11 protein-coding genes are annotated in these 13,296 nt (G+C 61.6%); 7 read left to right on the top strand and 4 right to left on the bottom strand.

What is annotated here, in order from left to right:
• Nucleotides 1–236, bottom strand: a 236-nt coding sequence (locus FJ404_11080) for a prepilin-type N-terminal cleavage/methylation domain-containing protein (GenBank protein ID MBM3823412.1), incomplete at its 3' end; no start/stop codon positions are given.
• A gap of 27 nt (nucleotides 237–263) precedes the next feature.
• Nucleotides 264–1,862, bottom strand: coding sequence for an FHA domain-containing protein (locus FJ404_11075; protein MBM3823411.1), 1,599 nt, complete (start codon nucleotides 1,860–1,862; stop codon nucleotides 264–266).
• A gap of 312 nt (nucleotides 1,863–2,174) precedes the next feature.
• Here FJ404_11075 and FJ404_11070 point away from each other — a divergent pair, with 312 nt between their 5' ends.
• On the top strand, nucleotides 2,175–2,438 hold the full coding sequence (locus FJ404_11070; GenBank protein MBM3823410.1) for an acyl carrier protein: 264 nt from the start codon (nucleotides 2,175–2,177) through the stop codon (nucleotides 2,436–2,438).
• Between the two features lie 120 nt (nucleotides 2,439–2,558).
• On the opposite strand, the gene FJ404_11065 is transcribed toward FJ404_11070, so the two are convergent.
• Nucleotides 2,559–3,314, bottom strand: coding sequence for an SDR family oxidoreductase (locus FJ404_11065; GenBank protein MBM3823409.1), 756 nt, complete (start codon nucleotides 3,312–3,314; stop codon nucleotides 2,559–2,561).
• 182 nt (nucleotides 3,315–3,496) lie between these two features.
• On the opposite strand from FJ404_11065, the gene FJ404_11060 reads away from it, so the two are divergent.
• The 3 genes from FJ404_11060 (at nucleotide 3,497) to FJ404_11050 (ending at nucleotide 9,106) form a co-directional block, all read left to right on the top strand.
• Nucleotides 3,497–6,742 carry a DUF1553 domain-containing protein gene (locus FJ404_11060; protein MBM3823408.1) on the top strand — a complete coding sequence of 1,082 codons (3,246 nt, stop codon included), beginning with the start codon at nucleotides 3,497–3,499 and terminating at the stop codon, nucleotides 6,740–6,742.
• A 372-nt stretch (nucleotides 6,743–7,114) separates the two neighbouring features.
• A complete protein-coding gene (locus FJ404_11055) occupies nucleotides 7,115–8,101 on the top strand; it encodes a tetratricopeptide repeat protein (GenBank protein ID MBM3823407.1) in 987 nt (328 codons plus the stop codon).
• 21 nt (nucleotides 8,102–8,122) lie between these two features.
• The gene (locus tag FJ404_11050) at nucleotides 8,123–9,106 is read left to right on the top strand and encodes a glycosyltransferase family 9 protein (protein MBM3823406.1); all 984 of its coding nucleotides are present in this window, start codon (nucleotides 8,123–8,125) and stop codon (nucleotides 9,104–9,106) included.
• A 245-nt stretch (nucleotides 9,107–9,351) separates the two neighbouring features.
• Here the strand turns inward: FJ404_11050 and FJ404_11045 are convergent, their stop codons facing one another.
• Entirely contained in the window at nucleotides 9,352–11,253 is a 1,902-nt protein-coding gene (locus tag FJ404_11045) for a molecular chaperone DnaK (GenBank protein ID MBM3823405.1), read from the bottom strand.
• Here FJ404_11045 and FJ404_11040 point away from each other — a divergent pair.
• The 3 genes from FJ404_11040 to FJ404_11030 all read left to right on the top strand — a co-directional run bounded on the left by FJ404_11040 (nucleotide 11,240) and on the right by FJ404_11030 (nucleotide 13,214).
• Complete coding sequence (locus FJ404_11040) at nucleotides 11,240–11,989, top strand: ribonuclease HII (protein ID MBM3823404.1); 750 nt, start codon at nucleotides 11,240–11,242, stop codon at nucleotides 11,987–11,989. The two genes, FJ404_11045 and FJ404_11040, sit on opposite strands and share 14 nt — an antisense overlap.
• A 7-nt stretch (nucleotides 11,990–11,996) precedes the next feature.
• Complete coding sequence (locus tag FJ404_11035; protein ID MBM3823403.1) at nucleotides 11,997–12,434, top strand: YraN family protein; 438 nt, start codon at nucleotides 11,997–11,999, stop codon at nucleotides 12,432–12,434.
• A gap of 156 nt (nucleotides 12,435–12,590) precedes the next feature.
• Complete coding sequence (locus FJ404_11030; GenBank protein ID MBM3823402.1) at nucleotides 12,591–13,214, top strand: class I SAM-dependent methyltransferase; 624 nt, start codon at nucleotides 12,591–12,593, stop codon at nucleotides 13,212–13,214.
• Nucleotides 13,215–13,296: the final 82 nt, after the last annotated feature.

The following is a 13,296-nucleotide window of genomic DNA, read 5'->3' as shown; positions in this document are numbered from 1 at the left end:
CCGTTGGGGACGAGCCGTTCCCCGTTGTCGTCCGCATACATGAACCAAGCCAGATTCAACTGCTTGAGGTTGCTCATGCATTTGATGCCCTGGGCTTTGGTTTTGGATTTGGACAAGGCGGGGAGCAGCATGCCGGCGAGAATCGCGATGATGGCGATCACCGTGAGCAGTTCGATGAGCGTGAAGCCGGTCGAGTTCCGGCGGCGGGAGGGGCGCGTCAGACAGGAGGGGTCCATCAAAACAATGATTTGTGGCCACGCGGGCTAGGACGCGGAAGGACCTCGCGGAGGCGGGCTTCGAAGTCCGTGCTTGGCGACTGAACTGCGGGAGGCGATCACGGTATCCGTAACGGTGGCGTCATGCGACGTGGCGCGATTCGCGGCTCCTCTGGGCATGCGTTCTTGCTGAAAGACCAGCCGGATCTGTCCGATCTCGATCAAGTCCTGGTCACGCAACGGAATCGGGGAGGTCACCGGACGTCCATTGAGGAGGGTGCCGTTGCTGCTGCCCAGGTCCACCAGCCAGAATTCGCCTCCGGGCTGCATTTGAATCTGCGCGTGTCGCCGGGAAACGCGTTCGCTTTGCAGCACCAGCTCATTGGAAGGAGCACGTCCGATGTTGCACAACGATCGCAACGCGATGCGTTCCCCGTTTTCGCGCACCAAAAGGGCGTCCGGACGGTGCAGGCGGACCCATCCCTGGTCAAAAACGCTCCGGTAAATGCGATTGCGAATTTCCATGGCCGTGCCGTCCGACCGGAGGCGCAGCAACCCCGCCAAGCGCAGCTCATCTAAAAGCGGATGATTCTCCTCCGGCGCCACGAATTCATCTTGAAGCGCTTTTTGGTAGAGGTTCAACACGCCCGCGAGATCCTTGTTGGTCCTGAGGACGCGGTCCCGGACATACAGCAGGTTGTCGTCCCGCTCCCGGGCTTGGGTGGAAAGAAAGAGCTCGTCGCAGAAGCGATCCACCAATTGCTCCTCGGAAAGTTCCGAATGCATGCTGGGATCGATTTCGGCCAACGCACGGCACAATCGCTGGGTGAGATAGGGATGGCCGCCCGTCCAATGCAAGACTCTCGACACCATGCGGCGGGTGTCGGTGGGTAGGACCTTCGCCCCGCCTGAACCCGCAAACACCGGTTCAAAGGCGGACCGGAGTCCGCCCTGCAATCCTACGGTGTCCAGATCTCCGAAATCGGTCAATTCGATGCGGCGCCCGATATTGAAGGGCGTGATTTTCTGATCGCGAATCAAGTCGGCAGGCGTTGCGGCGCCCAGCAGACAAAACGTGAGCTTGGACCAGCGAGGTTCGAGCGCGCGGCGATTGTAACATTCGCGGATGCCAGAAAAGAATTCGTCGGAAGAGAAGGGAAGGCTTCGGACCACGTCGATTTCGTCGATGAAAATAACCAGGCGCTGGTCGGCTTCCTGGCCTGGGGCGGCCTTCTCGATGGTGGGCAGGACGATTTTTCCCAAGCTGTCGAGCAGGCGTTGCAAGGGCCCGGCTTGGCGGTTGGCGAGCCAGAACTCCTCCAGTTCAGACTCGAGATCAAGTTGGTTTCCCAACCGGGCTATGAATCCGTCATACCATTGCTCGGGAGAAACGTTGAGGCCGAGAGCCGTCAAATCGAGCACCACGACCCGAACCCCGCGTTCGCGCAACCGGCGCGCGGTTCGCACCATCAACGAGGATTTCCCCATCTGTCGGGAAGTCAGCACGTAGCAGAACTCCGAATGGCTGAGAGCCTGAAGCAATTTCCGATCCGCGGGGCGCTCGACATACGATTCCGCGTCCGCTCGCAACGTGCCTCCCGTGAAGAAGAACGCGGAGCCGCGGGTCTCGTGCCGATCATCGGACATGATCAGACTTTACGTGACTTTCAAAGGAACAACAAGGACGACGATGGAGTACCCGTGTATCCCGATGTTGTTGGTAGGGCGGGCCTGTCCCAGCCCGCCGCCCACTGGATGCAAAACATCATGCTCCGGCGGCGCGCCGGGACGGACGCGCCCTACCTGCATCACCGGCAACATCGGGATGCACCGATGGAGTACCCGAATCATGACCCAGTCGATGACGGCCCGGTCATGATTCGGGCTGCTCAACACCCCGCCACTTTTTGCCTTCTCGTCCGTGGGCGGATTCTCCATCCTCCCGCGCCAAACACGTTTATGTCCGACGAGCTCAAACCCCGGATCCGGGAAATGCTGGCCGCCAACATCATGCTGCAAACGCCCCTCGAGGATCTGCGGGATGATCAGCCTCTCTTCGGGCCCGGCAGCTTGGGCTTGGACTCCGTGGACGCCCTTCAACTAGTCGTGGCTTTGGACAAGAACTTCGGGCTCAAAATCACGGATCAGCCCAAGGCCCGGGAGATCCTCAGGGATATCAACTCCATCACCGCCGCCGTCGCCACCCACCAGGCTTCGACCTAAATCCACGCGCAGGAATTCCGACGGGGTCACGAAAGGGGTTCGCGCGGGTGAAAGATGCGCGGGTTTAGAACGGCCCGCGGTCGCGGGCGTGATCGGCCCACCGGACTTTTCGCGACTCGATCAATAGGTCGCCCGCCCCCCCGAGATATCGAAGACGGCTCCCGTTGAAAACGAGCAGTCTTCCGAGGACAACCACGCGACCAGCGCGGCAACTTCGTCCACTTTTCCGGTCCGGTTCATCGGGATTTTCGAAAGCATGTACTTCACGTGCTCCTCGGAGACCTGCTTGAGAATCTCGGTCTCAATCACGGCCGGGGTCACGCAATTCACCCGCACATTCGTCAGCGCCAGCTCTTTGCCGAGCGACTTGGTGAGACCGATGACACCCGCTTTGGCGGCGCTGTAATGCGAGGCGTTCGGATTGCCCTCTTTGCCCGCAATGGACGCAATGTTGACGATGCGTCCCCATCCATGGGTGATCATGGCCGGCACGAGCGCGTGACAACACAGAAAGACGCCAAACAAATCGATGTCCATCACCTCGCGCCATTCTTGCGGACTGCACTCCCACAGTTTTTTCGAGACCCCGGCAATGCCGGCGTTGTTGATGAGGATGTCCACCTTGCCGAAAGTGCGAAGCGCCGATTGCGCTGCGGATTGCACGGATTCAGGAGAGACCACATCGACGGCCACCGCATGGAGTTGATCACCGCCATGCCCGAGCTTCGCCAGAGCGGCGTCCAAGGCCGCCTGGTCCCGGTCCCATAAACTGCACCGCGCGCCGGAATCCAACAATCGCTGCGCGATGGCCAAACCAATCCCGCGCGCTCCGCCTGTGACCACCGCCACCCTGTTTTTCAAATCGAGCTTGTTCATCGTGTCCGAATTCATGCTATACTCCGGCCATCGAATCGCGCCACTCCCAATCGATGGATCGAACTTTTCCAGTGCATCCTCAAGATGCCGGGGATGCGCGCCTCTGCGCCGGGCCGGGGCGTTTACGCCGCTTCAGTCCTGCTTCACCCGATCACGAGCCTTCGCCAGAGGGCGCGCGGAGAATGAAGCGGCGTGAACGCCGTGCTCTGACCGGCCACTCGCGGACGCCCCAAGCGATTCCTGCAGTGGCGACGGAATTGAGGTTCCCCGGTCGCGCCATGGTGCATGGCGACGACTGTCCGAGGCCGCCCTCGGCACGAACCTGCCAGACCGCCGGGGCGATGCGAAACTCGCCCTGGAGACGCGGAACCTGGAGAATTTTTCTCCGGTGGTTCCCACACGTGGTGTGGGGGTGCCTGGCGGGATTCCTGCCCGGTCTGCTTTTCTCGACACTTTTCGCCGATCCAGGAATGGAACTCGGAGCGCGGGATGGCCGCACGGGCACTTCAACCCACCAACCCGCTTCCCCCTCAACGAACGCGCTTTGGTCTCTGGCTCCCATCCGAAATCCCCCACCGCCGCGAGTCCGCAACGAACGATGGATTGCCACGCCCGTCGATCGTTTCATTCTTGCCCGATTGGAGAGCGAGGGCTTGGAACCGTCGTTGGAGGCTGACCGCCGGACGCTGATCCGGCGGCTAAGCTTCGATCTGCACGGCCTTCCCCCCACCTTCGAGGAAGTCGAAGCCTTCGTCCATGACCGATCAGGCTCCGCCGTTGAGAAGGTGGTGGACCGTCTGCTGGCCTCCCCGCGTTATGGGGAGCGTTGGGGCCGTCATTGGCTCGACGTGGCGCGCTACGCCGACACAAAAGGCTACGTGTATGGGGATCGCGAAGAAACGCGGTTCGTCCATTCCCATGCCTATCGGGATTGGGTTGTCCGAGCTCACAATGACGATCTTCCTTTTAGCAGGTTTCTCGAACTTCAACTCGCCGCCGACACGCGCGCCACCTCGAGCGCCGACCTGGCCGCGCTCGGTTTCCTCACTCTGGGCAAGCGTTTTTTGGGGGTGATGCACGACATCATCGACGATCGCATCGACGTGGTCACGCGCGGCCTGCTGGGACTCACCGTCAGTTGCGCCCGCTGCCACGACCACAAATATGATCCTGTTTCCACGCAGGATTATTACGCCCTTTACGGCATTTTCGCCTCCTCCTACGAACAACTCACCCCCCTGCGTCCGTTTGAAGAGCACGGGATCGAAAAAGAGGCGCTCCAGGAATTGCGCGCGCGGCAGGACAAGCTCGCCGCGGTGCTGCAAGCCAAGCGCGACCTGCTGGCCGACCGTTTGCGCTCGCAAATCGGGCGTTATCTTGAAGCCATTCCAGCGGCCGCCTCCTATCCCACCGAGGATTTTTATGAATTGCGCGGCACCAATGACCTCAACCCCATTTTTGTCAGACGCTGGGCTGACTTCGTCCAACGCGCGGGAGCAGCCGGCCATCCCGTGTTCACGCCGTGGAAGGCCTTCGCAGATCTTGCCCGGGCCGAACGAACTCATGAATTCCCCCAGGCCCTGAGTCGACTGACCCAGCAATCCTCGGCAAATCCTGCCCTCGCTGAAGCTTTGGCGAAGGAGCCCCCTCGGTCGATTTCCGAGCTGGCCCAAGTCTACGCGAAAGTCTTCGCAAAGGTGGACCGTGTTTGGCGCGACCACTCCGCCTCGTCCAATGCCGCGCCTCGCATGGCGGATGCGGCGCTCGAAAGCATCCGCCAGGTTTTCCACGGTCCCGAATCGCCCCTGGCGGTTCCCCCGGGCGCGGTGGTGGAAATCGAATGGTATTTCGACGAGCCAACCCGGGTTGAATTGTCCAAGCTTCAAGCCGAGATCGATCGCTGGCTCATCAAAATCTCGCCCTCGAATGCCCTCCCCCACACCGTCGTGCTGAAAGACAAACTCGAGCCCAAACCGGGGCGCGTTTTTCGACGTGGCAACCCCGCCCTGGCAGGCGAGGAAGTTCCACCGCGATTTTTATCGGCCTTGGATCCGCGGCAGACTCGATTCACTTCCGGCAGCGGCCGCGCAGAACTCGCGGCTCGCATCGCGGACCGCGCCAATCCGCTCACCGCGCGCGTGTTTGTGAACCGGGTCTGGACGCATCATTTTGGACGAGGACTGGTGGCCACCCCGAGCGATTTTGGATGGCGCAGCTTGCCGCCCAGCCACCCCGAGCTTCTGGACTGGCTGTCCACGTGGTTCCTCAACCAAGGCGGGTCGATGAAGAAACTGCATCAACTCATCGTGCTCTCGAACACTTACCGCCAGTCCAGCGTGGACCGCCCCGAAGCCCAGGCGCGCGATCCGGAAAACCGCTTCCTCTGGCGGATGGCGCCTCGCCGGCTGGATTGGGAATCGCTTCACGATTCGATGCTGTTCGTCAGTGGCGAACTCGAACAGCAACGAGGCGGATTCGCCGCCTCTCCAAAGGAAGGCGGCCCCCGCCCGCGCTCCATTTACCTTCCCATCGACCGGCAGTTCCTCCCGGGCTCCCTGCGCAACTTCGATTTCGCCAATCCCGATCTTCACACCCCGGCTCGACCGGACACCACGGTCCCGCAGCAAGCGCTTTTCTTCATAAACAGCCCCTTCGCGGCGGAACGGGCGCGCACGCTGGCCCGGGCCGTCCTCGCGCAAGGCGACTTGGCGGAGTTCTTTCGCCGCGCCTACCAGCGATCCCCCTCGTCCCAGGAACTCCAAGCCGCCCGTGAATTCCTGTCGACCTCGCAACGATCACCGAGGCTCGAGCGGAAGCCTCCGCCACCGCCGGCGTGGAAGTACGGCTTCGGTTCGCCCGTCGTGACGAATGGCCAGGCTAAACCCTTCCAAATCCTCCCTCATTTCACGGATGGCTCCTGGCAGGGCGGTTCGAAATGGCCCGACGACAAACTGGGGTGGGTTCGATTGACGGCCACAGGAGGACATCCGGGAAACGACCTCAATCACTCCTCCATCCGCCGCTGGATCTCGCCTCAAGCCATGAAGGTCGAAGTGCGGGGCAAGCTTGTTCATAAAGCCAAAGAAGGTGACGGAGTTCGAGCCTGGATCGTGCACAACTCAAAGCAAGTGCTCGGTCAATGGTCCGTCCATCAACGCGAGCAAGAAATAGCCCTTGCCTCTGTCGAGGTCGCTGCGGGAGATACAATCGACTTTGCGGTGGATCGTGGTCCTGGACTGAGCCACGACGATTATCTGTGGTCACCGGTGTTGGTTGAGATCGGCCCCCAGGGGGAATCACAACCTCGCTCCTGGGATTCCAAGCAGGACTTTTCCGGTCCCCCGGAGGCCCTACCCAGTCCATTTTTCCCTGCCGAGCAACTGGCGCAGGTCATCTTTTCGTCGAACGAGTTTCTTTTCGTCGATTAGGTTCAGGCTTGAACTTGGAAACGGCAACAACGGGCCTCTAAAAACGTCCGCCTCCGGAAGTTCATTCCGGAGGCGTCGTCGGTTCCCCACGCTAGGTGCCAGCCGTGAAGACCGGCGCCCCTTGGCGGGCGCATGAAGCGCACGAAATCTGTTTCTTGTTCCCAGTCCTTCGAGGTGGGCCAATCACACGCACTTTATCAGATCCCGGGGATTCTCCAATCCTGAGTTATAGTGAGTCACATTGACTCACACTCAAACCGCAGCCTTGGATTTTGGCGTTGAGGTTTAGCGCGAGTAACAGCGGATGATGTCTTGGATGTTAGGTCTGGCATGGGCTAGCGACTGTTCAGATCGAGCCTTGTGTTGTCGTCCATGGGTAGAAGTCGTGGCGTGAATTCTGAGCGGCGGCAGGAGATTCAATCCGTGTCCGTCGCGTTCGGACGAAGAGACTCGACGCCCCTGCTGACGCAGAACATCATCGGGGGCCAGACCGTTACGCCGAGCGAATCGTTCCACCGTCACCTCCAGGCCGCGCTGGTCCATCAGCGGTCGGGACGCTGGCAGGCTGCGGAGGAAATCTATGACGCCCTCCTGGCCAAAGCCCCCAACGACGCGGAACTGATCCACCTCATAGGGGTGCTTCTCCATCAGCGCGGACTTGATGCGGACGCATTGGATTGGCTCGATCGCGCCACGAACTTGCTCCCCACCCTCGCGACCTTCCATTTCAACCGCGGAACCGTGCTCGCCGCGCTGAAGCGTTGGAACGAAGCCATCGCCGCTTTTCGTCATGTCACTCATCTCGACCCGCGTTTTCCAGGCGCGCACTTCAATCTCGGCGTCGCCCTTCACCAGCGAGGCAGGCTCGACGAAGCGATGACCGCCTACCGCGATGCCCTCGCCATCGCCCCGGACCCCGACCCCGCCAATAATCTCGGTCTGGTTTTGAAGGGAATCGGGAGATCGAAAGACGCGGTCGCCGCATTCCGACAAGCCTTGATTTTCAATCCTACGCACGCCGACGCGGCCCTCAATCTGGCCTCGACTTTGCGGGAAATGGGGGACCACGACAAGGCCCTCACCCAATATCTCCAGGCGCTCTCGTTCCACCCCAAGAAAGCCGAGGTGCATTTTCAAATCGGCTTGATCCATCAACAAGCCCAGCGCATCGATCAAGCGGAACAACACTACGCTCTCGCCGTCGCCGAAAACGGCCATCCCGAATCCGCCAACAACTTGGCGCTGTTGCTGGAACGCAAGAACCGCCTCGCTGAAGCCGAGGCGCTTTATCGCCAGGCCATCCAGGCGAAACCCGACTTCCTGGACCCGGCCAACAACCTCGGGAACCTCTTGCAATAGACCGGACGCGTGGAGGAGGCGATGTCCTGTTATCATCACGCTCTGCGCACCCGGCTCAACGACGCCGGCGTCCGCTACAACCGCTCTCTCGCACTGCTCGCATCAGGGCGATGGACGGAAGGCTGGCAGGAATACCGATGGCGGTGGAAGTGGGATGGCTTCGGAACGGCCAAACCTTCCTTCAACCAAAGCTGGTGGAAAGGAGAGATGCTCCCCGGGGGAACCCTGCTGGTCTGGTGCGAACAGGGCCTGGGCGACAGCCTCCACTTTGCTCGTTATCTTCCCCTCGCGAAGTCGCGCTGCCAGCGGGTCCTGTTCGCCGCCCCCCGCGAACTCCAGTCCTTGTTTGAATCGTGCCCAGGCGTGGACTACCTCCTCAAGGAACAGGAAACCATCCCGCCCTTCGATGCTCACGTGCCGCTCCTGGATCTTCCGGCGATCTTCGAAAGCACGCCCGACAATGTCCCCAACACCGTCCCCTATCTCCGTCTCCCTGGGCCCGGCCTCGTCAACATCCCGGCCGCGCCGCGCGGCCAAATGAAGGTGGGGCTCGTATGGGCGGGTGGGACCAAATATCCCAAGGATCACCTCCGCTCGCTCCATCTCACCCAACTCACGTCCCTCTTGGAAACGCCGAGCGTCGTTTGGTACAGCCTGCAAGTCGGACCCAAACGCGTGGAAATGAAAGATCTCCCGGTGACCGCCCGCATCTTCGACGTGGGCGGCAAGCTCAAGGATTTTCGCGACACCGCCGCCGTCATGTGCCAGATGGATCTCATCATCAGCGTTTGCACATCGGCGCTGCACCTGGCCGGAGCACTGGGACGTCCCACCTGGGCTTTGCTTTCCTACAGCCCCTGTTGGCGGTGGATGTTGAACGGCGACACCACCCCTTGGTATCCCACCATGAAACTCTTCCGCCAAAAAGCGTTCGGGGACTGGCATTCCGCCATCGCTCCCTTGAGCGAAATGCTGCGCGAAGAAGTGCGGAAGAATTGCTGGTAGTCTCCGCGGGCCAACCCGCCTATTTCACACTCGGCTTGAACGAGAAGCACTCTCCATCGAGTTTCAGCCATGCGGGTTAGATCAAACCGCGCCCCTCTTCAATCCACTCATGCTTTTCTCATGCCACATCCTGTGGAAAGAAGTTCTTCTTCGGAACCATCGAAAAGGAAGCGTTTCGGGAAACCTGGGCGCGGTTTCCCCGGCCCGGAGATTCCCGGTCGCGGAACAAGGATGAAATTTCCGGGCTAACCCAGCACACCGCGTCGCTTCAACAAGGCCTCCATGGCCTGATCCATCATCAGATCTGCCAGGGGCCGCGTTGCTTCATCCAGCTCCACCGTGGCCTGGCGCAACGGCTCCGCCTCGCCTCCCGATTCCTCGGCACGGAGCAACGCTTCCACGCGAGCCAATGCCGCTTGAACGCGGGCAAGAGCACCCTCCTCCAAATAACCGCCAAACTCAACCATCGCGGATCGCGTCGCTTCCGCGACTTGCTCCGCTTTCAATTTCGCCTCCACCCAGCGCCGGAGCCGCAAGTCCTCCCACGCATGTTCCACCGACTCTTCCACCATCTTCTGCACCGCCGAATCCTCCACGTCCACCGCCGAAGCGACCTGAACCCGCGTCTCCTTCAACGTTTTGAGGTCTCTCGCCAGCACCTGCAGCATGCCGTTGGCGTCGATTTCAAATTGCACGCCGACCCGCGGCACCCCGCGGGGCGCCCGTTCGAACTCGATGGCGAACCGTCCCAGACTCCAGTTGTCCGCGGCCTTCTCCCGCTCCCCCTGCAACACATGAATCAGCATCGACGACTGAAAATCCACCGCCGTCGTGAACACCTCGCCCGCTTTGACCGGCACCGTCGAGTTGCGGGGGATGAGCACGTTCATCAACCCGCCGAATGTTTCAAGCCCGAGCGAGAGGGGCGTGACGTCAAGCAGCACCACACCCTGCACCCCGCCCTGCAAGATCGCTCCCTGAATCGCCGCTCCCAACGCCACGGCCTCGTCGGGATTCTGGGAAGTATTCAGCAGCGGCCCGCTCGCCGAGTGCCCTGATTCGCTCATCCGCACGCCGCCCCGCAAAGCCTCAAACTCGACGCACCCGAACCACTCCGACACCAACTCCCGCACCAACGGCATGCGCGTTTGCCCCCCCACCAAAATCACCTGGTCCAGTTCCTCCGGACGCAACCGCGCGTCTTCCAACGCCCTCAGACAACTGATCCGCGTGCGCAACAAAATATCCCGCGTCCACACCTCGAGCTCCTTCCGCTCCAGGACGCGCTGATAACTGAAGCCCGAAGTCAGGAAGGGCAGGCGAATTTCCACCGCCGATTCGGAGGAAAGCCGGATCTTCGCGTCTTCCACCGCCTCACGCAAACGCGCCACCGCTACGGGATCGCTGGCAAAGCCCATCCCCCCTCGCTCCCGAATCTCCCCCGCGAGCTTCTCCATCACCCGCCGGTCCAAATCATCCCCGCCCAAGCGGGTGTCCCCATGCGTCGCCCGCACCTGGAACACGCCTTCGTGCAGCTCCAAAATGGAGAGATCAAATGTCCCGCCGCCCAGGTCGAAAACCGCAATCTTGGATTGGTCCCGCAAACGATTCAGCCCGTAAGCCAGCGCCGCCGCCGTCGGTTCGTTCAGGATCCGTTCCACCGTCAACCCGGCGCGTTCGCCCGCGCGCTTTGTCGCCTGCCTTTGTGCTTCGTTGAAATAAGCCGGCACCGTAATCACCACGCGCCGGGCAGTCACTCCCAAGACCGCCTCCGCGTTCTCCACCAATCGCCGCAAGATCTCAGCCGAAACCTCCACCGGATTGGTCACGCGTCCTCCGGTCAGGCCAAACTCAACCGTCTCGCGTCCACCGTCACGAATCTCGCAAGCTCCCGCCCGTTCCGCCTCGGAAAGCTCGCCGAATCTCCGGCCCATCAAGCGCTTGACGGAACTCAAGGTGGACCCGGGCGCCACCACCGCCATCCGCCGTGCCTCGTGCCCCACCACCGCCCGGCCACCGTCCACCGGAAAATGCACCACCGAGGGGGTCAAGCGCCGCCCCTGAACGTCCGCCAGCACCAAGGGCACACCGGAATCCACCATCGCCACCAGCGAATTCGTGGTGCCAAGATCGATGCCCAATATCATGTCCGGAACAGAGGCCATGGGCGGCCATCTTTGGCGTTGCCGCGCGCAAAGGCAATGCCTCACTCTTCCGGCCGTGCCCGCCACGTCCGAACCCGCCCCGGACCTTTTTGAGTTCGAAAAAAGCCGCCTGGCGCTCGGCGTGGCTCGTGTGGCCGGGATCGATGAAGCGGGTCGAGGCCCTCTCGCCGGACCGGTCGTGGCGGCCGCCGTCATTTTCCCTTCCCGCTGGGTTCTGTCGGGATTGCCCCCGGAACTCGAAGGCCTCAACGATTCCAAGCAGCTTTCCGAGTCTCGACGGGAGTCCTACTTCGATTTCCTCATTGGCCATCCTCAGATCGAGAAAGGGGTCGCTTCCATCGAACCCGAGGTGATCGACCGCATCAACATCCTCCAAGCCACGCATCGCGCCATGGCTCTGGCCCTGCGTCAGCTTGGCCATGAACCCGGACATGTTCTGATCGACGGACGCCCCGTCCCGGGTTTGACCCCACCCCAAACCGCCTTGATCAAGGGGGATTCTCGCTCCTATTCTATCGCCGCCGCGAGTGTCATCGCCAAAGTCACCCGCGACCGTCGCATGCTCGAACTCGACCGGCTCTATCCCGGATACGGTTTCGCCGACCACAAAGGCTATGGCACCCCGGAACATTTGGACGCCCTGGACCGCCTCGGCACCAGCCCCATCCATCGGTTGAGTTTTGCTCCCTGCCGCCCGCGGCAGCCCGAATTCTTTTGAACTGCTTATGCCTGGCAACTGGCTCCATCGTCTTCGGTCCATCTGGCCGCGCCCAAACCAAGAGCCGATCGCTCAACGGCGCGGCCACCTCGGCGAGCGCGCCGCCCGTCGGCACTTGGAACGAACCGGGATGAAATGCCTCGCCGCCAATTATCGTTCCCCGCGAGGCGAAATCGACCTCGTGTTCCGAGATCACGATTGCCTGGTCTTCGTCGAGGTCAAAGCCCGGGGACGCGATCAATGGACGCGGCCCGCCGCCGCCGTGGACACCGAAAAACGACGGCGTGTGGCCCAGGGCGCCATGGATTATCTAAGCGAAATCGGGCGCCCGGAAATCAAGATCCGTTTCGACATCGTCGAAGTCTTGCTCGAGGCAGACGCCCTTTCCGAAGTGCGCCACCTTCAGGCTGCCTTTTCCATGCCCTCCTCGATGCGCTTCGGCTGATCCTACGAACACGAGCCTCCCGCCTTGGACACGAAGCCGTTTCTCCAGTCGATCGAACCGCTGGTGCGAGGTCAATTCAGCTTCCCGCGCTGGCAGCGGTGGCTCGAGCGCATCGGGATCTTGCCATCGTCTGACCCCTGTCCAAGCGTCCAGGGCATGGCATCGCCCAAAAAACTGCGGCTGCTTCAATTGGCTGGAGCGGCGCTCCCTCGCGACGGCTCGGAACTTTATTTCGAAGTCGGCACATTCCAGGGGAAGAGCCTCATCGCAGCGATGCGCGGTCATGCACACGCCCGCGCCGTCGCCTGCGACAACTTCTCGCTGTTCGACGACCCGCATGAACCTCGCAATCAGAAGGCGCTCGAAGCCAACCTGCGCGACTACGGACTCGAACATCGCGTCACGTTTTTCAACCGCGATTTCCGCGATGTGATTCAAGACTGGCCCTCGCTGGGCCTGCCTCCGGTCGGCTGCTACTTTTACGACGGCGCCCACGACGAGGATTCTCAATACCGGGGCATCCGGGACGCCGAACCGCTTCTGGCCGACGAGGCGTTGGTCCTGGTGGACGATTGGCGCTTTGCACCGGACTCCGATTCACGGGCGGAAGCCGGCACTCGCCGGGCGATGGCGGCTTGTCCACGAACTTCCCGCCCGGCACAACGGCGACTTGGAACAATGGTGGAACGGCCTCGCCGTGCTCGTGTTCAGAAGAAAGCCCGGCCAAACCGGATCCGGCAGCCCGTGACCGCTCGTCCCAAAGATCCGGCATGTCCATGAACTGGAGTTCTTCGCCAGCGGCCTTCGTGGCATCCCCGCATCCTTGATCCTTAAACCCGTCCCAACCGACGAAACGCAACTC

This window comes from Verrucomicrobiota bacterium (genome assembly GCA_016871495.1).
Lineage (GTDB): Bacteria > Verrucomicrobiota > Verrucomicrobiia > Limisphaerales > VHDF01 > VHDF01.
The sequence above is the reverse complement of the archived record's forward strand: the minus strand, read 5'-3'. Positions and strand labels throughout refer to the sequence as shown.